A 21,025-nucleotide genomic window follows, 5' to 3' on the forward strand; every position below is an offset into this window, starting at 1 on the left:
GCGGCGGCGCCCGCCAACAACGGGCGGCGGGGTCACGCGGGCTCCAGCAGCTTCGACTTCCGCACGATCGGCACCGACAGCGTCTTGTAGCCGACCTCCTCGAACAGGACCACGACCCGGTCCTGCTCGTAGGCCATGACGGTGCCGGTGCCCCACGCGGTGTGCCGCACCTCGCTGGAGACGGGGAACGGCCGGTCCAGGTCGGGCACGGCGACCTCGTCCGCGGTCACCACCGCGGCGGGGCGCCGGAACAGCCGCCGGTACCACGGCACGCGCGGCACCACGGGATCCACAACGACGGTGCCGTTGGCGCAGTTGTCGCAGTGCCCGCAGGCGCGCTCGGCCTGCTCGCCGAAGTACGCGAGCAGCGCGTTGCCGCGGCAGTTGGCGCTTTCCGCGTACTGGCGCATCATGTCGATCCGGGACCGCCGCAGCGTCTGGTGGCGTTCGAACTGCGCGAGCGCGAGCCGCGACGCCTCGGCGGGCGTGGGCGCGTAGCGGGGCGTGCCGAGCTTGTTGCCGGGCAGGACCTCGACCGCGCCGACCTGCTCGAGCAGGCTCAGCAGCGACGTCACCTTCCGCGCCGGCAGGCCGCTGCGGGTGGCGAGCGCGGTCCGGCTCACCGGCCCCTCCCGCATGGCGGCGGCGAGCTGGGTGAGCTCGTGACCGTCGGGCGCGCCGGAGGCGAAGAACCGCTGCAGCGACACGTCCTCGGGCCGGAAGAACAGCACCGTGCGGGACGGCGAGCCGTCCCGGCCGGCGCGGCCGATCTCCTGCAGGTAGCTGTCGGGGGAGTCGGGCAGCGCCACATGGTGCACCCAGCGGATGTTGGGCTTGTCGACGCCCATGCCGAAGGCGCTGGTCGCGACCATGACCGGGATCTTGTCGGCCATGAAGTCGGTGTACCGGCGGTTGCGTTCACCGGCGGCGAGCCCGGCGTGGAACGCGACCGCCTCGACGCCGTGCTCGGTGAGGCGGGTCGCGTACTGCTCGGCGATCGCCCGCGTCGGCGCGTACACGATCCCGGGCCGGGGCTCCTTCCGGACCTGCGCGAGGAGCCGCTGCCAGCGCTGCTCGTCGCTGGTGCAGTGCACCGCCGACAGCTCCAGGTTGGCCCGGTCGAGGCCGGCGACGTGCGTGAACGGGTCACGCAGCCCGAGCGTCTCGGTGATGTCCGCCCGTACGGGAGGCGACGCGGTCGCGGTCAGCGCCACGATCGCCGGCCGGTCCCGCCCGTCGCCGAGCTCCCTGATGAGGTGCCCGAGCTGCAGGTAGTCGGGGCGGAAGTCGTAGCCCCACGCGGAGACGCAGTGCGCCTCGTCGACGGCGACCAGGCTCGGCCGCAGCGCCTTGACCTCCGCCAGGCGCGCCGGGTTGCCGAGCTGCTCCGGCGTGATGAACAGGAATCTGGCCGTCCCGGCCCGCAGCGCCTCGAGGGCGGCCTGCTGCTGGTTGGGCGTCTCGGCCGAGCTGATCCTGACGGCCTGCCCGGCGACGCGGCGGTTCAGTCCGGCGATCTGGTCCTGCTGCAGCGCGAGGAGTGGTGAGATGACGACAGTGGGCCCGGGCAGCAGCATCGCCGGAACCTGGTAGATGGCTGATTTTCCGCCGCCGGTGGGTAACACGACGAGAGCGTCCTGTCGTTTGAGCAGGGCGCGCATCGGCGGAAGCTGTCCCGCGCGCAACCGGTCCCAGCCGAAGTGCTGGCGGGCGGCGCGGCGTAGGCGGGGTGCGAGCGGTACAAGATTCATCGCGGCGACTGTACCGGTGTTCGAATGCATCGGCGCGCTGAGCGAGTTGTCGCGACACGCCGAATCTGAGCACTCTCACCGTCTCGCAACCAAAAGGCACCCGAAAGTGACGGTGCCAGCACCCTTCGTAGTCGAAAGTTCTTCGTGTCAGCAGGTGGACCGCCTGCACGGGGTTCACCACAGACACGAGGGGGAACCGATGACAGCGACCCTTGAGGGTGCCACGCTCAAGGTCCAGTTGGAAGGCCGCGAGCTCGAGGACCTGATCCGCGAGCATCTGCCACTCGTCGGGCATCTGGTGCGCCAGACGCTCGGACGCCTACCCGCCCACGTCAGCCGCGAGGACCTGGTCTCCGCGGGCATGGCGGCCCTGGCCGGCGCCGCGAAGGCGTTCGACCCGAGCAGGGGCATCCCGTTCGGCAGCTTCGCCACGACCCGCATCCGCGGCGCGATCCTCGACGAGCTGCGCGGACTAGACTGGGCGAGCCGATCCGTGCGGGCCAGGGCCAGGCAGGCGGACGCGATGCAACAGGAGCTGACCGCGGCGCTCGGACGCACCCCGACCAACCACGAGCTGGCGGAGGCGCTCGGCGTCAGCGTCGACGAGCTCCAGGCGATCGACGACGACGTGCAGCGGGCGGCGGTGCTGTCACTGCAGGGCTTCGCGGCAGGCAGCGCCGAGGACATGGTGCCGGAGCGGGCCGCCGGCCCGGAGGACCTGATCCTGCACCGCGAGCGGATCGGCTACCTGCACAACGCCGTCGAAGCGCTGCCGGAGCGGCTCGGGAAGGTCGTGAAGGGGTACTTCTTCCAGGAGCGGCCCATGATGGAGATCGCCCACGACCTGGGCGTCACCGAGTCGCGGGTGTCCCAGCTGCGCGCGGAGGCGCTCATGCTGCTGCGCGACGGCCTCAACACACACCTCGACCCCGATCTCGTCTCGGTCAGCGACAAGCCGACGGGCTGCGTCGCCCGCCGTCGCGAGGCGTACCACGACAAGATCGCCAACGCCGGCAACCTCAACAGCCGGCTGGCCCAGACCAACCACCACGGCATGCCGTTCGTCCAGTCGGGCCGGCACGCGTAACGACGGCTGTACCCTCGGGCGGTGCTGATCCTGCTGCCACCGTCCGAGGGCAAGGCCGCCGCCCCGCGCCGCGGCGCGGCCCTGGACCTCGACCGGCTGTCGCTGCCCGCGCTGTCCGACGCCCGCACCACCGTGGTCGACGACCTGGTGAAGCTCAGCGACGACCCGGCGCTCGCGCTCACCACGCTCGGCCTGACCCCCGGCCTGGCCGACGAGGCCGCCCGCAACGCACAACTGCGCACCGCGCCGACCCTCCCGGCCGCCGCGCTGTACACCGGCGTCCTCTACGACGCGCTCGGCCTCGCGTCGCTCACCGGGCCGGCGCTCGCCCGCGCGCGGAAACAGCTGCTCATCTTCTCCGGGCTGTGGGGCGCGGTCCGCCCGGCCGACCGGATCCCGTCGTACCGCTGCTCGATCGGCGTCCGCCTGCCGACCGCCGGCCCGCTCGCCGCCCACTGGCGCGCGGTGCTGCCCCCGGTCCTCGACGAGCTCGCCGGCGACAGCCTCGTGCTGGACCTGCGCTCCTCGGCGTACGCCTCGGTGTGGACCCCGCGCAACGGCGTCACGGTCCGCGTCCTGCACGGCGGCAAGGTCGTCAGCCACTTCAACAAGGCCACCAAGGGCCGGCTCGTCCGCGCGCTGGTGCTGGCGGGTGCCCGGCCGCGCACCCCGGCCGCCCTCGCGACGGCGCTGCGGGAGCTCGGGTACACCGTCGACGCCCGCACCCCGCGCGAGCTGGACGTCACCGTCGAAGCGCTGTGAGGTCGGGCTCGCCGTACCGGGCGACCATCGCGTCGAAGCGCACCACCTTGTCCGCACCGAACCGCGCGACGTCGCGCCGGTACTCGGCCGCCGTCACGAACCGCGGCGGGCTGCTCTTGGTGTGGAACTTGTCCGCGTACATGACGAGCCGCTCCTCCTCGCTCACCGCGACGTAGTCGCCGGGCGGGACCGGCAGCCCCTGCCCGGCGATGTCCTCGCTGGTGATCCCGACGCCGGTGTGGCAGGAGCAGAACCGGCAGAGGGCCTCCGGCAGCCCTTCCCCGCGCAGCAGCTCGTGCCCGAGGACGCCGTGGCGGATGTACGGTCCGCCGCCGAGCCGGTACACGCCGATGTCGTGCAGCAGGCAGCCCGCCTCGACCAGGGCCGGGTCCACGTCGACGGCCGTCTGCCGCAACAGCTGCTCAGCGATGCGCCACACGGTCACGCAGTGCGCCCACACCAGCTCGAACGTGTCCCGGTCCGGCGCGTGCCGCACGTGCAGCGCGCGGATCTCATCCTCGGAAGGCACCCGAATACCGCCCGATGCCGCCATCCCGGTCACCCTCCGTCGTTGACCAACCGCAGTACGGTCGATGGCATGTACCCGTCGCCGTCGTTCCGGGCGTCCGACGCCGACCGTGAGGCCGTCGTGGCGCACCTGGGCACCTGCCTGTCCGAGGGCCGGCTCAGCCTGTCCGAGTTCGACGCCCGCACCCGCCACACGTACGCGGCCCGGACCTGGGGCGAGCTGCTGCGGATCGTACGTGACCTGCCGCCGCTCCCGGCCGCCCCCGCCCAGCCGCAGCCCGACCCGCAGCCGCTTGCGCCGACGCTCGCCCTCGTCTTCGGCATCTTCTCCCTCCCCACGGCGGCCTGCGCCCCGGTCGGCCTGATCGCCGGCATCATCGCCGTCGTGTTCGGCGCCGTCGCCCTGCTCGGTGCGGCCGGCAGGTCCGGCGGGCCCGGCCGCCGGCGCGGCCTCGCCCTCGCCGGCCTCCTCTGCGGCACCTTCGGCATCCTGTTCTCCATCGCCATGGTCATCCTGTACGCCACCGTCGACTGACGCCGTCGCCCCCGGCGGACGCCGTCGACCTCGGCCCGGCACGCCGCCCGCGTGAACACCTGGCTCCGCGCGCACGGCGGCGCGGTCCGGCGCTGGCGATACTTGACGTCGCTCAGTCACGCCAGCAGGAGCAGGCACACGCCGAGGACCGAGGTCGCCACCAATGCCAGGACCGCGTCACGCACGGACATCGGCCGCCGCATCAACCTCATCGCCCCAGAATCAGTCCCTCGTGTCGACGGACATCACTGCTCGGCCCCGGTCCCGGTCCCGGCGCGAGCCGACCTGGACCGCCATGACCGTCGCCGGGGGAGCGGTTCTCGGCGTCGCGGCTGTCCGCTTGATCCGCACGGCACACACCACCCAGCGCTGAACCGGTGTGTCGCTTCCGCTCGGCCCGGACGGACCCTTGTCCGGAGCTGGCGAACGGTCGATGACCTTCGGCACGGTGGTCACCCGGGGGACTGGATGGATCGCTCGCTCTGACCAGGGAGCGCGTTCCGGCCGCCGTTTGGTGCGACCGCGTAAGCGCTGGGTCTGGATTGCCGGTGGTATAGCTGCTGGAGTTGTCCTGTGCTTGCTCGTGGCGGTCGTGGCCGTGGTGGTGATCTTTGTGTGGCCGCTCGTGGGCGACACGATCGAGGCGGGCAAAGGTGCTGGAAGCCCCATCGAGGCCTTGACTCGCTACCAATTTCGTTCAACCACCCGGGCCAGGCCGGCGAAATGCTGGCTGCGCGGATGGCTACCGGCAAGAAGTCCGACGCCGTACTCGAGGCACGCACTGACCATCCCATCCCCCGAACGAACGGAGACCACGTCATGATCTTCCAGTGCCCGTGCGGTAACCAGCGCGGTTGGCGGAACGTGCAGACAGGCCCGTCGGGGACGAAGGCCGACTGCGCTGTGTGCGGCCGGCACGTCGACAACCCTGCGGTGACGTCGCGGATTCCGCTGAAGCTGCCAGCGGTCGACGACATGACGTTCGGCAACGGCATGGTCGAGACGAACGAGTCCACGGAGGCGTAGCCGGCGACGGTTCGGTTGCGGGTCGACGACGTCCAGGCGCTCCTGCGCGGTGCCGCGGGCGCTGACGTGCGTGGCACGGGTCGAGCAGGCGCTGGCGTGGGCGTCATGACCGACGTTGAAGCGCCCTACGAGTATCAGCAGGCGTCGTGTGACCTGTGGCAGACCGCGCACCTGTGCAACCACATGGCTTGGCGCGGCTGGGAGTTCCTGCAGGTCGTCGACTGTCGCGTGCTGACTGTCCACCGGACGACAACCCGCTGGTGCCCGCGTCTGTGTCCGTCTGGCGGTCCGTACGGGACGGTGGCGACACCAAGACCGAGAAGTCCCGGCGCACACTGGCGCTGCCAGCACTGTGCGTCCAGGTGCTCGACCTGCACGGGCAGCGCCAGGACTAGGCCCGGAAGCGGGCGGGGGACAACTGGCAGGAGACGGGGCTGGTGTTCGTCTCCAAGGTCGGGACGCCGCTCGACGCTGCCAACGTCCGGCGCTCCTTCCAGCGCGTTGCCAAGGAGGCCGGGCTGGAGGCCGAAGAGTGGACGCCGCGCGAGCTGCGCCACAGCTTCGTGTCGATCGCGTCCGCCCTCGGGCTGACCTTGGAGCAGATCGCCGACCTTGTCGGGCACACCGGAACGAGGGTCACGGAGGCGGTCTACCGACCCAAGTGGCGGCGACGGGTCTTGAGGGGGTGTGGGTGGAGCGAAGGTCCCCCACTGGGGAGCACCGGCCCCGCCGGTGCGCGGAGGATCCACGGACCAAACGACGAGCGGCCCCTACGCGAGTAGGGGCCGCTCAGGTCCGTGGGCGATACTGGGTTTGAACCAGTGACCTCTTCCGTGTCAAGGCTTCCGATAGGCCAGTTGACCTGCTGAGACCCTCTGGTGGCGTGGTGCGGCCGCCCCCCAACGTCCGCCGCGGTCCGGTCCTGTGCGTTCCGGTCGACACTCAGTTGGGCACTCACTGAACCTGGTGGAGATGCAGGTCTCGGCTCGCCATCGCATCAGCAAACGCCAGTAGTCGCATCGCTCTCCGTCAACGCTCGTCACGCCTCGGCCTATCAGCGCCTGACACGATAATGAATCCATTTTGCGTAATTTGTAGCGGTTTGCCGAGTCGCGGATCGCCTCTTCCGTGGCGCAACACTTGACCTTTTGCGACATCGACCGGAAGCTTGAGTGCTTGCGAGCGGTAGGCACAGTCGCACCCAGGAGGCATTCTTTAGTGAGCGAGTTAACTAGTTACCCCATTCGTAAGCTGCTAGACCACATTTATGGTGGGCAGGTAAGAATTCCCGCCTTCCAGCGTGGCTTCGTATGGGATCCAGAACATGTTGCTCACTTTCTGGATAGCATTTACAAGGGTTACCCTTTTGGCTCCCTCCTGTTTTGGTTAACGCAGGAGAAGCTTGCGTCCGAACGTCGGCTTGGCCCATTTACCCTACCCGCACCTCATGAAAAATACCCCATCACCTATGTACTTGACGGTCAACAACGGGTTACTTCGCTATTCATCACATTCCAGACCGAGTTTGGGCGGCCCGGGCAGGGAGACTGGCCATCAGTATACTTTGACTTGTCCGCAAAACCGGGAGTTCAGCAATCTCAATTTATTGCACTTCAGCCTTCCGAAGTAGACAAGTCCATCCATTTTCCCCTCTCCTCCCTATTCGATTCAGTGGCCTTCAGAAGAGCGTCAGATCTGTTTTCGGGCGAACGCGAGATTCGCCTAATAGACAAGCTGCACAGCATCTTCAAGGAGGCGCAGATACCAATTCAGCAAATGGAGACAGAAGATCGAGCAACAGTAGCGATTGTTTTCGAGAGAATCAACCGCATGGGCGTGGATCTAACAACGCTCGAATTGCTCTCAGCGTGGACCTGGAGCGAACAGTTCGACCTTCGCAATAAGCTCGATCTACTGCAGGAGGAGCTAGACGAATTCGCCTTCGGTGATATTGCCGCCGATCCTAACTTGGTCCTGCGCTGCTGTGCCGCAATTCTTAGGGGGGACCCTTCGGTAGAGAGCCTGATGGGACTTGAGGGCGAAGAGATTCGTAGCCGCTTCGAGCTGGTGGAGAATGGTATCAAGGGTGCCATTGACTTCCTGAAGCGCCAACTGAAGGTCGCGACTATCAAAACCCTTCCGTACCCGTTGATGCTTGCTCCTCTATCGGTATACTTTGCAGTTCCGAATGGTCGAATGAGACTAACCCCGGAATCTGAGATAAGCCTCCTAAAAAAATGGTTCTGGCGTTCGTGCTTTGCTGAGCGCTACAGCGGCCAGTCGGTTCGGGCTGCGAAGGTAGACGTGGAGGAAATGGCCCGACTGCGCGATGGTCAACAGAATTTGCTGGCCAAAGTTCCGGCTAGCATCTCTCCTGACTTCTTTCTCGGCACCGACTTCCGAATCAACAGCGCGAGGACTGCCACCTTCGTTACAATGCTTGCTCAGCGCCATCCACGTAGCTTTATTTCTGGCAATTATATCGATCTTGAGCGCGTGCTTCAGTCATACAATAAGGCGGAGTTTCATCACATTTTCCCCAAGGCGTTCATTCAGTCGAGCACTGGCCTATCGTCAGCTCTGACGAATTCTCTAGCTAACCACTGCTTCTTGACCCGCGCTGACAACAACAAAATTCGAGCGAACGCACCCTCGAATTATCGCAGCATGATGCCGCCGAACCCAGATGCACTTGCCGCCATTCTTGACTCCGCACTCATCGACCCCATTTTATTCAATGACAAGTTTGACCTGTTCCTTGCATCGCGTGTTAACAAGCTGCTTCTATTTGCCTACGAGCTTTGCGGAGAAAAGTTCCCCGAGCAATATGGTGGAACCATGGTTCTCGACGATGGTCAGCGATTTGTCTTCGGTCCGGATCCGACTATCAGAAGGCCGGGTAGGGTGGCCCCTCCGCGGCCACGCGACGCCGTGCAGGCGGAACTTCCGATCGACCCAGAGCATTTGATGGGTCCTGGAGGTCAAGGGCGACTGCCGCTCGATTAGGTCGGGTTGCTACGCCGAAATGGGCCCAATGCGGCATTGGCAGCAGGCCGCGTATCGTAGTGGACGATGACATCGCATGCTGAGGACGCTGAGCTGCCCACCGACTGGTGGACTGCGGACGACTGTGCGCGCTTTCTTGGTATCACGCGCAGCACTTGGGCTGCCTACGTGGCACGTGAGCAGGCACCACAAGCTGAGCGAAAGTTCGGCCGCTCGCCCGTTTGGCGTCCAGAAACGGTGAAGACGTGGGCGGAGGCTCGGCCCCGGCGTCCCACCGCGTAGGCGCCTACCCTGAAACGTTGACCAGGAAGTACAGCAGCGCCACCAGCGTCGTCCCCGTAACGATGTCGCGTTTGTCGATGAGGCGTCGGATGTCGTCGAGCGGTACCCATTCGACACGTTCCGACTCGAATCCGTCGACGGGCGGGCCGATGTACTCGGCCGAGTCGGCGCGGAAGATGTGGTGCTCGGAGTTCATGAGACCGGGCGACGGCTGCGTGTAGATCAGAGGGCGCAGCGGTCCCGGCCGCCAACCCGTCTCCTCTTCGACCTCGCGCGCAGCTGCGACGGCGGGTTCGTCGTTGCCGATGGCGCCGACCGGAATCTCGTAAGTCCAGGTGTCGGTGATGAAGCGGTGGCGCCAGAGGAGGAGGACCTTGCCGTCGACTACGACGACGGCGCCGGCGCCGGGGGCGCTGCGGATGAGGCGGTGGTCGAGGTGTCTGCCGTCGGGTAGCTCGACGTCGGCGGTCAGCACGTGGACCCATTGGTCTTGGTAGAGCGTGCGTTCGGAGTTGACCTGCCAGCGCATCAGAACCCCCTCAGCTGGGCGTCGGTGTCGGCCCGGTCGAGAAACTCCGCCACCGCTGGCACCCTAGCGTGTGGCCGGAGCGCGGTTGTCACCTGCGCGACGCGGTCGCGGATGCGGCCGGATTCCATGCCTTCGGCGTAGTCGAGCATCTGGGTGCCGACGTGTACGGCCTGGTCGACGTCGCCGCGTTGGGCGACGATGAGCGCGAGGCCGGCGAAGCGGTGGACGCGGCCGCGTAGGTGCGTTCCGCCGGCTGTCCGGACGGACTCCTCCGCGTACGTTTGGGCGGCGCTGAGGTCACCCAGGCGCCGGAGCGCCTCCGCGACCTGGGTCTCGATGAGGCCCGGCTGGACGTAGGACGCTTCGGCGGGTTCGTCGGTCGGCTTGATGCGGCCCGCCGTCCACTCCGACTCGGCCATGTGCCGCTGACAGTCAACGCCCTGCCCCATCCGCGCGTACGCCTTGCCGGCAAGCGAGTGCAGGTCGGCGGCGAGGGCGTGGCTGAGATGCCCCCGCGCCGCGCGAAGCGCCGACTCGGCGTACTGCACGACGAGCCGCGGTTGGTTGTTATACAACGCGTGGGTGCTCATCAGCGCCACCACGTACGCGCCGAAAGCCTTGTCACCGCTGGCTTTCGCCATGCGCAGGGCGCCGAAGAGGTACCGCTGGGCGAGGCCCTGCTGGTCGGCGTCGTACGCGCACACCCCGGCAAGCGCCGCCAGCCCGCCGGCCGCGCGGAGCAGCTCCCGACCGGTGCGGTTGTCGTAGGCGTTACGCAGCAGCGGTGCCGCGTGTTCGTTCAGGGCCGCCACGAGGCGCGGACGGACCGGCACGCCGCCGACACGGCGGTACATCTCCTGATAGCGAGCGCGCAGCTGGCGCAGGCGCTGTACGTCGGCGGCGCCGACCTGGGCGTGACCGTCGCGCGAGATGTCGAGGTCGTCGGGTGGGTTCTCCCACTCCCAGACCGGCGCGATCGCGTCCGTGCCGGTGGCCGGTGGTCCGCCGGCCTTGTCCCGCTGATCGCCGCGCCAGAGCGCCGACGCGCGCTCGACCGCCTGGGCGAGGGGCATCCCAACCGGTGCGGGCTTCCGGCGCTCCATGCCGATGTCGGCCAGCGCGACGGGCGTGTTCAGCGCTTGTCCGATGACGTGGCAGATCAGCTCTGGGCCGGGGTCGCGGGGTACGGCGCCGTCGCGGATCCAGCGGGCGACGGACGCGTGGTCGTACCGGAGCCCATGCGCCGCGCCGAGCAGGTTGACGCGGCGCGCGAGGCCCGCGTTGGAGAGGCCGGCGCGCTCGATGAGCGCTGCGAGCAGGAGATTCGCTTCGGCCATGCTCCGGAGCGTAGGGAATCCGTGACGCTCAGGGAACCCCGTCGATCGATTCACACAGGGTGTGAGACGAGTACCACGTGGCGAGTAGCTCGCACCCTGTCGACCAGGTCGCCGCTGCGGTTCTCTTGTGTCAGGCGCTGATCAACCGGGGCGCCAATCGATCAAGTCCCAGCTCAATGGCACGCCACGCGGTTGCGAATACAGCACTGGTGCTGTACGGTCGCAGACACGAATACAGCACTGGTGCTGTATTCGTGCGACCGGCAGACGCCGGCACGATCTGGAGGTTTCGGAGTGATCACACAGACGGAGCGGGGCGCCGACGTCCTGCCGCTGACCACGATCCCGGGCATCGCCGGCTACTTCGGCCCGGAACACGTCCTGGCCGACGTCGCCGCGCGGCACTGCGAGGCGCACCGCACGCCGTTCACGCGGGGCGTGGCATGCGGCGCGTGCTGGGAGCTGGCGATCCGCGACGACGAGCGGTTCGCGATCGAGTGCGACCTGCCCAGGGAGCTGGAGGCGGACCCGGACTACATCGATGAGATCGCCGTCGACCTCGCGTGCAGCGGTGAGCGGGTGACGCTGACGCCGGCCGAGCTGGTCGTCGCGGTCAACCGCCTGCGCCGCCGGTCGGTGAGCCTCTCCCGCATCGCCCTTCGCCTGCACGTCGCGTACGGCGCGGTGGTCCGGATCGTCCGCGAGACGAGCAACGAGGTGGCGGCATGAACGCCCCGAAGGCGAGGACGTACACCGCGCGGGAGTACGGCGCGATCACGCTGGACGTGCGCATCAACGTCGGCAGTGTCCGCGTGATCGTGGAGGACCGCGAGCACGCCGAAGTGACCTTGACCAGCCCCGACGGCAACGAGCCGGGCGCCCACGCGGTCGAGCGCGCCACGATCGATGACCACGGCGACCACCTCGCGGTGCGGGTGCCGAACCTGGAGCCGACCACGGCCCGCCAGCACTTCGGCGGCCTCACCCAGGTCGTCGGGCACAACGCCGGCATCGTCGTCGGCGTCGTCTACGGCGATGTCGTGTCGATCGGCGGCATGTCCGGCGACGCGGTTGTCGGCGGTGGCGTCGGCCCGCTGGTGGACATCGTGGCGCGGCTCCCGCTGGGTAGCTCGCTGCTCGCCGAGACGGTCAGCGCGTCCGTGGACGTGTCCGGCGCCCTGCTCCGCGCGGTCGTCGAGACGGTGTCCGGCGCGGTCCACGTCGACACGGTGAGCGCGCCAGACCTGTCCACCGTCTCCGGCCGCATCACGATCAACCGCCTGATCGGCGACGGGTTCGCCAAGACGATCTCCGGCGGCATCACGGTCGCCGCGACCGACCGGTGCAACCTCCGCGCCGAGTCCGTGTCCGGCTCCATCCGCGTGACCGGCCCGATCGCGCTCAGCGCCCACACCGTGTCCGGCCGCGTCCTCAACTACTGAAGGAGCAGCACCCAATGACCACCGCCACCGCCCCCAGCGCCTACCCCGCCCCAATCGAAGCGCTCATGCCGCAGGCCCGCACCCTCACCGACCAGCTCGGCGAGATCCCCTCCCGGAACGCGCTGATGAAGGAGTTCCGCATCGGCGCGCCGAAGGCCAACGCCATCCGCGAGGCGCTCACCGACGAGCGCGCCGAGCCTGCCAAGATGCCCCCGGCGCGCACGCTGCACGTCGTGCCGGACCTGGAGCCGGACACCGACACCCCCGACCCCGAGCCGCCCGCCGAGGCGCCGCTGGCCGCCGAGGCGATCGAGACGCCGCCGCAGGCCACGGGTGACGGACACCCGGACACCAACATCAGCGCGCCGCCCGCCCCGGTCGCCCGGCGCAAGCCGCCGTCCTGGCCGGTCTGGGTGCTGGCCCTGCCCGCGTTCGTGGCGATCTGGTCCGGATGGGTGGGGCTCGGTGAGCTGACTGGGTTCGGCGTGATCCACCCGCTGCCCGGCATCGCGGACGGGTTCAGCATCAACACCGCCATCACGCTCCCCATCGGCGTGGAGGCGTACGCCGCGTACGCCCTCGCCGTGTGGCTGTCCGACGCCTACGGCCCGGCGGTGCGCCGGTTCGCCCGCTGGTCCGCGATCGGCTCCCTGGTGTTCGGCTGCGCCGGACAGGTCGCATACCACCTGCTCAGCGCCGCCGGTGTCACCTCCGCGCCATGGTGGATCACCACGGCGGTTGCCTGCCTGCCCGTCGCCGTGCTCGGCATGGGTGCCGCGCTCGCCCACCTGATCCACGCCAACCGCGACTAGCTTCGCCCGGTGCGCGGCCTCCGTGGCCTAGGAACCCTCGGCCGCGCACCGGTCCCCATCCCTCCATCAGGAGTCAGGAGACCCCCATCATGGCAACCCCGACCGACGCCGGCACCCTCGCCGCTGTCTTCGTCGCCCTGTACGCCGCTCACCAGGTCGCCGACCACTGGATCCAGACGCAGCACCAGGCCGACCACAAGGCCGACGCCGGGTGGCGGGGGCATCTCGCCTGTGCCGCGCACGTCGGCACGTACACGCTGACCGCCGTCGTCGCCCTGGTCGCGATGCTCGCCGTGACCGGCGCCGCGCTGCACCTCGGCTGGACCGCCGCCGGCCTCACCGTCTCGGCCGTCACGCACCACATCGCCGACCGGCGGGCGCCGCTGCGCCACATGGCCGACGCGCTCAAGAAGTCTCCGGCGTGGTTGGAGCGCGGTGGCGGCCTGTACGCCCTCGACCAGTCCTGGCACATCGGTTGGCTGTTCATCGCCGCGCTGCTCATCAGCGCCTGAGGCACCACCAGTTCGCCCGGCGCGCGGCCTCCGTGGCCTAGGAACCCTCGGCCGCGCACCGGTCCCCATCCCTCCATCAGAGGTCAGGAGATCTCCAGCATGGCGAGCAACGAACCGAACCGCGAGCACCCCGAGGGGTTCGACTGGTCCAAGTACGAGTCCGAGGTGGCCGACGTCGCCGACGTGGTCGACCTTGGGGCCGCTCGCGCCCGCCGGGACGGCACCGGCGCTGAGAGCCACTTCGACGTGCCGCTGGACGACGAGCCGGAGCGCGGTGGCGTGCTGGTCGACGCGCCGCCGGCCGATCCGAAGGGCCGCCGCCCGATCATCCCGACGCGGTTGCTGGGCTGGCAGAACTTCAAGGCCACCGTCCGCGACATCGCCGAGGACGCGTTGCACCGCGCCGGGTACCACGCCGTCCGGGCGCCCTGGTACACGCTGCAGGCCGGGTTCTGGGCCACCGTGGGCCTGTTCAAGGTGGTCGGGCGCCAGTTGCGGTGGTGGTGGTTGTCGGAGCAGTACGGGCTGCGGCAGGCAGCCGCCGACGCCAACGACCCGGCGACCTGGTACAAGCTGCACCGCGAGGTCAAGGCCACCCGCGCATGGCGCGGCATCGTCCTGGCCGCCGAGACCGCCGCGCTCGCCATCGGCGGTCCGGTCGCCTACGCCATGGCCCCGTGGTGGGTGACTGGCCTGGCCGCCGCCGGGCTGGTGTGCGGGCTGGCCCACATCGGCCGCCCGCAGGACAAGCCGATCCTGCGCCCGGCGGTGGTCGCTGGACGGTACCGGCGGGTCAACCCCGACATCATCCTGCGCGCCTACTACGCCGCCGGCCTCGGCCACCCGGACAAGCCCAACCAGCAGGTCACGTTCGGTTCCACGATGTCCCGCGACGCCTCCGGTTCCGGCTCGCAGGTGGTCATCGACCTGCCGTACGGCAAGACCTGGGAGCACGTCCTCAACGCCAAAGGCGCCATCGCGTCCGGGCTGGATGTGTCGGTCAACCAGGTGTTTCTCACCCGCGACCCGAGCTCGCATCGGCGGCACGTGCTGTTCGTCGCCGACCGCGACCCCCTCGCCATCCCGGCCGGGAAGACGCCGCTGCTGGACTGCAAGGTCCGCGACATCTGGCAGGAGGCGCCGTTCGGGCTGGACGAGCGTGGCCGGAAGGTGTCGCTGCTGCTGATGTGGATCAGCGTGCTCGTGGGTGCGCAGCCCCGCAAGGGCAAGACGTTCGCCACCCGGCTCCTGGCCCTGTTCGCCGCGCTCGACCCGTACGTGCGGCTCATCGTCGTGGACGGCAAGATGTCGCCGGACTGGGACAAGTTCCGCCTCGTGGCGCACCGCATGGTGTTCGGGCCGGTGCCGAACCTGCGCGACGACAACCCCGTGGAGCACCTCCTGGAGGTGCTGCGCGAGGTCAAGGCGCACATCCTGGAGGTCAACGACTTCCTGTCGACCCTGTCCACCGCAGAGTGCCCGGAAGGGAAGATCACGCGGGAGCTGTCGCGGAAGTACCCGCAGCTCGCCGTGTGGATGCTCGTGATGGAGGAGTTCCAGGTCTACTACGAGCTGGACAGCCAGGAGCAGAACAAGGAGATCGCCGCGCTCCTGTCCTACATCATGGCCGTCGGCCCGTCCGCCGGTGTGATCCTGCTGTCCAGCTCGCAGAAGCCGTCCGGCGTCGGTGCCGGTGACGTCGGCCGCCTGTTCAACCGGTACCGCGACAACCACGCGGTGCGGTTCGCGCTGAAGTGCGGCAACCGCGTCGTGTCCGAGGCGGTCCTGGGCGGTGAGGCGTACAGCGAGGGCTACGACGCGTCCGCGCTGCCCAACGGCCCGCAGTACCGGGGCGTGGGCTACATGTACGGCGCCACCGACGAGACGCCCACGGTGCGCACGTACCTCGCCGACCACGGCGATGCGGAGAAGATCCTCACCGCCGCCCGCAAGCATCGGCAGGCCGCCGGCACGCTGTCCGGCGCCGCGATCGGCGAGACCATCACCCGCGACCTGCGCGACACCCTCGCCGACGTCCGGTCGGTGTTCCTCGCCGGGGAGAACGGCCTGCACTGGGCCACCATCGCCGCCCGCCTCGCCGACGCCCTGCCGGAGCACTACGCCGACATCACCGCCGACGCGATCTCCGCACAGCTCCGCGACCGTGTACCGAGCGTGAACGTCAAGGTCCGCGGCGAGGTACTCAAGGGTGCCCGCGTGTCCGATGTGGACAGTGCGATCGACCGCCGCAAGAGCGCCTGAACGGTAGCGGCGGCGCCGCTACCCGGTAGCGCCGCCGCTACCCACCCCGCTACCAACCTGGCCAGCCGCTACCCACCGAGGTAGCGGGTAGCGCCAGCAGCCCTTTCGCGCCCAAAACAGCCCGTGGAGGCTCTCGCATGCCCGCGCTCGCCGCTACCGCTACCGGCCAACCGGCCGCCGCAGCGCTGCTGTTCCTCGCTCTCATCGTCGTCACGTTCGGTTACATCCTGGCGTGCTGGCTCTGGCCGTTCGTGGCCTGCCGCCGCTGCAAGGGCACCGGCAAACGCCGCGCCCTGTTCGGCGGCAAGGCGTTCGGCATCTGCCGCCGCTGCGACGGCACCGGCCGCCAGCTCCGCCCCGGCCGCCGCGCCATCAACTACCTGCGCACCGTCCGCGCCAACGACCGCAACCGCACCGGCGGCAACCGATGACCCGCCTCGCGCGGCTCGGCGGCGCCGCAGGTGTCGACGCGCTGCGGCACACCGACTGGTGCGCCGGTGGCCACCGCTGCAACCTCGGCGAGCACCGCGCCGACCCCCTCGTGGTCAGCGTTCCCGGCCTCGGCCGCGCGCTGCTCACCCGCGTGCGCGCCGCCGACGGCCGGGAGCACGCGGAAGTGACCCTCACGGTCGCGCTCGCCACCGCCGAGCCGTACGCGCGCCAGCAGCTGCTCCTCCTGACCACCGACCTGACCCGCGTGCTGGAGCGGGCGACCCGCGCCAGCGCCCGACCCAAGGGAGGCATCCGCAATGGCTGACTCGCAAGCGTTGCTGCGCAACGCGATCGACTACATCGAGCGTGGCTGGCCGGTCTTCCTGCTCGGCCGCAGCAAGCGCCCCATCGCCAACTGCGACGGCTGCCGGACCGCCGGGCCGGACCACGACCGCGACGCCTGCCCCTGCATGTTCTGCCACGGCCTGTACGCCGCGACGCTCGACCCGCAGCGCGTCAACGCGATGGTCGCCGCGCAGCCTGACGGGCTGCTGGCGGTGCGGACCGGCGCGGTCGCCGGTCTGGTCGTGGTCGACATCGACCCGGGCCACGGCGGCGCCCTCGACCCGGCGCTCATGCCGGAAACGGCCTGTGTGGTCACGGGAAGCGGCGGGTGGCACCTGTACTACCGCCACCCGGGAACGGCCGTCCTGAACAGTCAGGGGCGCCTCGGCGAGGGCATCGACGTCCGGGGCGACGGCGGGTACGTCGTGGCGCCGCCGTCGATCCACCCGCGCACCGGCCGCCCGTACCGCTGGATCGGCGACCGACCCGTGTTTGAGATGCCCCCGGCCCTCATCACGGCCTGCCGACCCGCGCCGGCCGCCGCGTCGGCGAGCACGACCAGGGCGCCGAGCTCGACGCCGGCCGGGGGCATCTCATCGCCCGACGCGCTGCTGCGCTCCCTGCTCGACACCGTCCGCCGCGCGCCGAAGGGCCGCCGCCGGGCGACGCTCTACGGCTCCGCCCGGGGCGTCGCCCGGATGGTCGCGGCCAACGCCATCAGTACCCGCGACGCGCTGAACGCCTTGTACGACGCCGGAATCAGCGCCGGACAGACCGACCGCGAGACCCGCGCCGCCATCACCGGCGGCTTCCGAGACGAAGGAGTGGCAGCGTGACCACCGAACCCGTTGACGGCGCCGCGATCCTCGACCGGCTGCACGCTGTCATCACCCGCTACGTCGTGCTCCCGTCGCCCGAGGCCATCGACGCAGTCGTGCTGTGGATCGCCGCGACCCACGCGATGCCCGCGTGGGCGCACGCGCCCAGGCTGGTCATCCGCGCGCCGGAGAAGCGCTGCGGGAAGTCCCGGCTGCTCGACGTGGTCGAGGGCATGTGCTGCAACCCGCTCATGACCGTGAACGCTTCCTCGGCCGCCGTGTACCGCGCGATCGGTACCGACGAGCCGCCCACGCTCCTGGTGGACGAGGCCGACACCATCTTCGGCGGGAAGAACGCCGAGGCCAACGAGGACCTGCGCGGGCTGCTCAACGCCGGACACCAGCGCAACCGGCCCGCGATCCGCTGGGACAGCAACGCACACCGCCTCGAAAAGATCCCCACGTTCGCCATGGCGGCGCTCGCCGGGATCGGCGCCATGCCCGACACCATCGAAGACCGCGCCGTGGTCGTACGGATGCGCCGCCGGATGGCGGGCGAGACCGTGGCGCCCTATCGGCACCGCCGCGACGGGCCGGTGCTGCGGAAGGTGGCCGGCGAACTGTTCCAGTGGCTCCGGGGGCATCTCGCCGAGCTGGAGCGCGCGGAACCCGCGATGCCCCTGGAGGACCGCGCCGCCGACACCTGGGAGCCGCTGATCGCCGTCGCCGACCTCGCGGGCGGGAGCTGGCCGTCGCGCGGCCGGGCCGCCGCGACCGTCCTCACCGCCGAGGCCGAGGACACCGGCCACGTCTCGACCCGCGTCCGGCTCCTGGCCGACATCCGGACCGCGTTCACGACGCTCGGCGACCCGGGCGCCGCCACCACCGCCGAGCTGCTCGCCGCACTCAACGACGACCCGGAAGGCCCGTGGCAGGGGTTCGGCCCGGCGGGCATGACCGGCAAGCGGCTCGGTGACCTGCTGCGGGAGTTCGGCATCAGCTCGGCGACCATCCGGTTCCCCGTCGGGCAGGCCAAGGGCTACCACCGCGAGGCGTTCGCGGACGCGTGGAAGCGCTACTGCCCCGACCGAACCGTCCCATCGGTACCAGCATCGTCTTCCCAGCTCAGCGACGGTACGGATGCCGACCCCGGTACGGGTCAACCCGTACCGGCGAAACCATCCGTACCGGCCGTGAGCAGCGAAAACGAGCCTGGGACGGATGGGACGGGTACCCCCGCCGTCCGACGCATCGGAGGTGTCGCGTGACCACCGTCGCCACCCGCAAAGCGCTCTGGAAGATCCCCGAGGCGATGGAGCAGCTCAGCATCAGCCGGACCGTCATCTACGAGCAGATCCGCGCCGGCCGCCTCCGCACCGTGAAGCAGGGCCGCGCCCGGCTCGTGCCGGACAGCGCGATCTCCGAGTACGTCGCGCTGCTGGAACGGGAGGCCGCGTGACCGCGCGCAGAGGTAGGGGCGAGGGAAGCCTCTACTGGGACGAAGAGCGACAGCGGTTCATCGCCGCCGTCGTGGTCGGCTACACGCCGGCCGGAAAGCGCATCATGCGCCGGGGGAGCGGAAAGACCAAGACCGAAGCGCGAGCCAAGCTGAAGGAGGTGCTCCGCGACCACGAAGACGGCCTGGCCATCGCGCCGCAGAACTACACCGTGGCGGATGCCGTCCGGGACTGGCTGGCCTACGGCCTGAACGGGCGCTCAGAGGCGACCGTGACGAAGTGCACGGGGATGTGCAACACCCACATCATCCCCGACCTGGGCGCCCGGAAGCTGCGCGTACTGAGCGCGAGCGACGTCGACAAGTGGCTCGCCGCCAAGGCCAAGACGCTCAGCACGGCGACCCTGCAGAACCTGCACAACTACCTCAACCGGGCGATCACCAGGGCCATGGCCCGGGACAAGGTGAAGCGCAATGTCGTGGCGCTGTGTGGCGTACCGACCGGGCAACCGGGCCGTCCGTCGAGGTCGCTCACGCTCCCGCAAGCGAGTGCACTGCTCGACGCAGCTAAGGGCGCACCGGCCGAGGCATACATCGTGGTGTCGCTGCTGACCGGCGCGCGGACCGAGGAGCTGCGGGCGCTCACGTGGGCGCACGTCGACCTCGTCGGCCTGGACGACGTCGACCCGCCGATCCCGCCGTCCATCCAGGTGTGGCGGTCGGTCCGGGACGGCGGAGACACCAAGACCAAGAAGTCCCGTCGAACCCTCGCCATCCCGGCCCGGTGCGTTGTGGCGCTCACCGCGCACCAGGCGAAGCAGCGGAAGGACCGCGAGGGCTGGCAGGAGACCGACCTGGTGTTCTCGACGTCGAGCGGCGCGGCGCTCGACGCGGCCAACGTGCGGCGCGCCTTCCGGGCCGTCGCCAGGAAGGCCGGGCTGACGGATCACAACTGGACGCCGCGCGAGCTACGCCACAGCTTCGTGTCGCTGCTGTCCAGCGGGGGAATGCGGATCGAGGAGATCGCCGATCTCATGGGTCACGCCGGCACGCGGGTGACGGAGGCGGTCTACCGCCACGAACTCCGCCCGGTGCTGCTCACCGGGGCGGTCGCCATGGACAAAATTTTCGGTGTCAGTGACCCTGACCGGACGGATTTCGGCTGAGCTGGGGCGGGTGGGGTCACGTCGCATCGACGTGACCCCACCCGCTACTCGAATCGCACCCAGTCGAGGCGAGTCAGGAGATTCTGTGCGCCGTCCCGGACCGTCACGTCAACATCGGCAAGCAACTCGTGCAGGAGCGACCGGAAGCCGTCACGATCTGCCGACGAGCCACAAGACAACGTAAAGAACAGACCGCTGAGGGCCGAGGACAGGTGATCCGCGTACTCGCCGTCGGCCCTTCTCCAGGCGTACGCGAACAGTCGCAGCGCCGCGACATCACCGCGTTCCAACAGCGCCTCGGCGGTCGCGTCGATCACGGCGGTGTCGCCGGCATTCAGAAGCAGGTACCGCACGGCCTCGTCCACCTGCGGGTCGCCTACGAAGCCGCTCAGTCCTCGGCCAGCCTGTGCTCGGTCCGCCCAGCTGTCGGACCGGGCCAACGTCAGCAGCTCTTCCGGAGTCACGGCGTGATCATCCCCTCGACGCCCGATCCTTACGGAGATCGGAATCTCGGCGAGGAGCGTAGGCACTCAGTTGGGCACTCAGGCATAAGCAGAGGGCCGGTCGACTGTGTCGACCGGCCCTCTGACCTGCGTGGGCGATACTGGGTTTGAACCAGTGACCTCTTCCGTGTCAAGGAAGCGCGCTCCCACTGCGCCAATCGCCCTAGCTTGGGGTGCCTCACCGTGGTGTGGCCTTTCCGAGGTGGGAACGGGATTTGAACCCGTGTACACGGCTTTGCAGGCCGTTGCCTCGCCTCTCGGCCACCCCACCGTGGTCACTTGTTCCCGAGCGGACGACGAGATTCGAACTCGCGACCCTCACCTTGGCAAGGTGATGCGCTACCAGCTGCGCTACGTCCGCACCGCCTGGCCTGTCTTGCACCCGGCGACGGATTGAAACTCTAGCCGACCGCCAACCGTCATGCCAAACCGGT

At 69.4% G+C, this 21,025-nt stretch carries 22 protein-coding genes, 3 tRNA genes and 1 pseudogene; 17 read left to right on the forward strand and 9 right to left on the reverse strand.

Annotation, left to right across the window (positions count from 1 at the left end; translation table 11 throughout):
* Positions 1-32 precede the first annotated feature (32 nt).
* On the reverse strand, positions 33-1,751 hold the full coding sequence (locus tag ACFY3L_RS12005) for a RecQ family ATP-dependent DNA helicase (protein ID WP_389321856.1): 1,719 nt from the start codon (positions 1,749-1,751) through the stop codon (positions 33-35).
* Between the two features lie 199 nt (positions 1,752-1,950).
* On the opposite strand from ACFY3L_RS12005, the gene ACFY3L_RS12010 reads away from it, so the two are divergent.
* Positions 1,951-2,838 carry a sigma-70 family RNA polymerase sigma factor gene (locus ACFY3L_RS12010; protein ID WP_389321858.1) on the forward strand — a complete coding sequence of 296 codons (888 nt, stop codon included), beginning with the start codon at positions 1,951-1,953 and terminating at the stop codon, positions 2,836-2,838.
* 21 nt (positions 2,839-2,859) lie between these two features.
* Complete coding sequence (locus tag ACFY3L_RS12015; protein ID WP_389321860.1) at positions 2,860-3,600, forward strand: YaaA family protein; 741 nt, start codon at positions 2,860-2,862, stop codon at positions 3,598-3,600.
* On the opposite strand, the gene ACFY3L_RS12020 is transcribed toward ACFY3L_RS12015, so the two are convergent.
* Complete coding sequence (locus ACFY3L_RS12020) at positions 3,581-4,129, reverse strand: HD domain-containing protein (protein ID WP_389321862.1); 549 nt, start codon at positions 4,127-4,129, stop codon at positions 3,581-3,583. The genes ACFY3L_RS12015 and ACFY3L_RS12020 overlap by 20 nt on opposite strands.
* Before the next feature lie 42 nt (positions 4,130-4,171).
* Here ACFY3L_RS12020 and ACFY3L_RS12025 point away from each other — a divergent pair, with 42 nt between their 5' ends.
* Positions 4,172-4,663: a DUF1707 domain-containing protein gene (locus ACFY3L_RS12025; protein WP_389321864.1), complete on the forward strand. Its 492-nt coding sequence runs from the start codon at positions 4,172-4,174 to the stop codon at positions 4,661-4,663.
* 684 nt (positions 4,664-5,347) lie between these two features.
* On the opposite strand, the gene ACFY3L_RS12030 is transcribed toward ACFY3L_RS12025, so the two are convergent.
* Positions 5,348-5,932, reverse strand: coding sequence for a hypothetical protein (locus ACFY3L_RS12030; RefSeq protein ID WP_389321866.1), 585 nt, complete (start codon positions 5,930-5,932; stop codon positions 5,348-5,350).
* A gap of 17 nt (positions 5,933-5,949) precedes the next feature.
* Here ACFY3L_RS12030 and ACFY3L_RS12035 point away from each other — a divergent pair, with 17 nt between their 5' ends.
* The 3 genes and pseudogenes from ACFY3L_RS12035 to ACFY3L_RS12045 all read left to right on the forward strand — a co-directional run bounded on the left by ACFY3L_RS12035 (position 5,950) and on the right by ACFY3L_RS12045 (position 8,695).
* Positions 5,950-6,084 (forward strand): hypothetical protein, encoded by a 135-nt coding sequence (locus ACFY3L_RS12035; RefSeq protein WP_389321868.1) that lies wholly within the window; start codon positions 5,950-5,952, stop codon positions 6,082-6,084.
* Between the two features lie 36 nt (positions 6,085-6,120).
* Positions 6,121-6,471: pseudogene (locus tag ACFY3L_RS12040) on the forward strand (tyrosine-type recombinase/integrase); the annotation flags it as partial.
* A gap of 436 nt (positions 6,472-6,907) precedes the next feature.
* A complete protein-coding gene (locus ACFY3L_RS12045) occupies positions 6,908-8,695 on the forward strand; it encodes a DUF262 domain-containing protein (protein WP_389321870.1) in 1,788 nt (595 codons plus the stop codon).
* Between the two features lie 286 nt (positions 8,696-8,981).
* Here ACFY3L_RS12045 and ACFY3L_RS12050 read toward each other — a convergent pair whose 3' ends face one another.
* Both ACFY3L_RS12050 and ACFY3L_RS12055 read right to left on the reverse strand, forming a co-directional pair.
* Positions 8,982-9,506 carry an NUDIX hydrolase gene (locus tag ACFY3L_RS12050; protein ID WP_389321872.1) on the reverse strand — a complete coding sequence of 175 codons (525 nt, stop codon included), beginning with the start codon at positions 9,504-9,506 and terminating at the stop codon, positions 8,982-8,984.
* Positions 9,506-10,843 carry a hypothetical protein gene (locus tag ACFY3L_RS12055; protein ID WP_389321874.1) on the reverse strand — a complete coding sequence of 446 codons (1,338 nt, stop codon included), beginning with the start codon at positions 10,841-10,843 and terminating at the stop codon, positions 9,506-9,508. The genes ACFY3L_RS12050 and ACFY3L_RS12055 overlap by 1 nt, the downstream gene beginning before the upstream one ends.
* Positions 10,844-11,137: 294 nt before the next feature.
* Between ACFY3L_RS12055 and ACFY3L_RS12060 the strand changes: the two genes are divergently transcribed.
* From ACFY3L_RS12060 to ACFY3L_RS12110, 11 genes are all read left to right on the forward strand, one after another.
* Positions 11,138-11,572 carry a hypothetical protein gene (locus ACFY3L_RS12060; RefSeq protein ID WP_389321876.1) on the forward strand — a complete coding sequence of 145 codons (435 nt, stop codon included), beginning with the start codon at positions 11,138-11,140 and terminating at the stop codon, positions 11,570-11,572.
* On the forward strand, positions 11,569-12,285 hold the full coding sequence (locus tag ACFY3L_RS12065) for a DUF4097 family beta strand repeat-containing protein (protein ID WP_389321877.1): 717 nt from the start codon (positions 11,569-11,571) through the stop codon (positions 12,283-12,285). The genes ACFY3L_RS12060 and ACFY3L_RS12065 overlap by 4 nt, the downstream gene beginning before the upstream one ends.
* A gap of 14 nt (positions 12,286-12,299) precedes the next feature.
* Positions 12,300-13,097, forward strand: coding sequence for an ABC transporter permease (locus ACFY3L_RS12070; protein ID WP_389321879.1), 798 nt, complete (start codon positions 12,300-12,302; stop codon positions 13,095-13,097).
* Between the two features lie 86 nt (positions 13,098-13,183).
* The gene (locus tag ACFY3L_RS12075; RefSeq protein ID WP_389322616.1) at positions 13,184-13,609 is read left to right on the forward strand and encodes a transcriptional regulator; all 426 of its coding nucleotides are present in this window, start codon (positions 13,184-13,186) and stop codon (positions 13,607-13,609) included.
* A 99-nt stretch (positions 13,610-13,708) separates the two neighbouring features.
* The gene (locus tag ACFY3L_RS12080) at positions 13,709-15,871 is read left to right on the forward strand and encodes a cell division protein FtsK (RefSeq protein WP_389321881.1); all 2,163 of its coding nucleotides are present in this window, start codon (positions 13,709-13,711) and stop codon (positions 15,869-15,871) included.
* A 137-nt stretch (positions 15,872-16,008) separates the two neighbouring features.
* The gene (locus ACFY3L_RS12085) at positions 16,009-16,302 is read left to right on the forward strand and encodes a hypothetical protein (protein ID WP_389321883.1); all 294 of its coding nucleotides are present in this window, start codon (positions 16,009-16,011) and stop codon (positions 16,300-16,302) included.
* On the forward strand, positions 16,299-16,628 hold the full coding sequence (locus ACFY3L_RS12090) for a hypothetical protein (RefSeq protein ID WP_389321885.1): 330 nt from the start codon (positions 16,299-16,301) through the stop codon (positions 16,626-16,628). The genes ACFY3L_RS12085 and ACFY3L_RS12090 overlap by 4 nt, the downstream gene beginning before the upstream one ends.
* Positions 16,621-17,484, forward strand: a complete 864-nt coding sequence (locus ACFY3L_RS12095; protein ID WP_389321887.1) for a bifunctional DNA primase/polymerase — start codon at positions 16,621-16,623, stop codon at positions 17,482-17,484. The genes ACFY3L_RS12090 and ACFY3L_RS12095 overlap by 8 nt, the downstream gene beginning before the upstream one ends.
* The gene (locus ACFY3L_RS12100; RefSeq protein WP_389321889.1) at positions 17,481-18,734 is read left to right on the forward strand and encodes a DUF3631 domain-containing protein; all 1,254 of its coding nucleotides are present in this window, start codon (positions 17,481-17,483) and stop codon (positions 18,732-18,734) included. The genes ACFY3L_RS12095 and ACFY3L_RS12100 overlap by 4 nt, the downstream gene beginning before the upstream one ends.
* Positions 18,735-18,778: 44 nt before the next feature.
* Positions 18,779-18,925 (forward strand): helix-turn-helix domain-containing protein, encoded by a 147-nt coding sequence (locus ACFY3L_RS12105; protein ID WP_259868948.1) that lies wholly within the window; start codon positions 18,779-18,781, stop codon positions 18,923-18,925.
* Positions 18,922-20,088 (forward strand): tyrosine-type recombinase/integrase, encoded by a 1,167-nt coding sequence (locus tag ACFY3L_RS12110; RefSeq protein ID WP_389321891.1) that lies wholly within the window; start codon positions 18,922-18,924, stop codon positions 20,086-20,088. The genes ACFY3L_RS12105 and ACFY3L_RS12110 overlap by 4 nt, the downstream gene beginning before the upstream one ends.
* Before the next feature lie 44 nt (positions 20,089-20,132).
* Here ACFY3L_RS12110 and ACFY3L_RS12115 read toward each other — a convergent pair whose 3' ends face one another.
* From ACFY3L_RS12115 to ACFY3L_RS12130, 4 genes are all read right to left on the reverse strand, one after another.
* On the reverse strand, positions 20,133-20,552 hold the full coding sequence (locus tag ACFY3L_RS12115; RefSeq protein ID WP_389321893.1) for a hypothetical protein: 420 nt from the start codon (positions 20,550-20,552) through the stop codon (positions 20,133-20,135).
* A gap of 131 nt (positions 20,553-20,683) precedes the next feature.
* Positions 20,684-20,755, reverse strand: a tRNA-Val gene (locus ACFY3L_RS12120).
* Positions 20,756-20,791: 36 nt separating this feature from the next.
* Positions 20,792-20,862 (reverse strand) — tRNA-Cys (locus tag ACFY3L_RS12125).
* Between the two features lie 17 nt (positions 20,863-20,879).
* Positions 20,880-20,952: transfer RNA gene (locus tag ACFY3L_RS12130), tRNA-Gly, on the reverse strand.
* Between the last annotated feature and the right edge of the window lie 73 nt (positions 20,953-21,025).

The sequence above is a fragment of the Dactylosporangium sp. NPDC000521 genome, assembly GCF_042898305.1.
Classification (GTDB): Bacteria; Actinomycetota; Actinomycetes; order Mycobacteriales; family Micromonosporaceae; genus Dactylosporangium.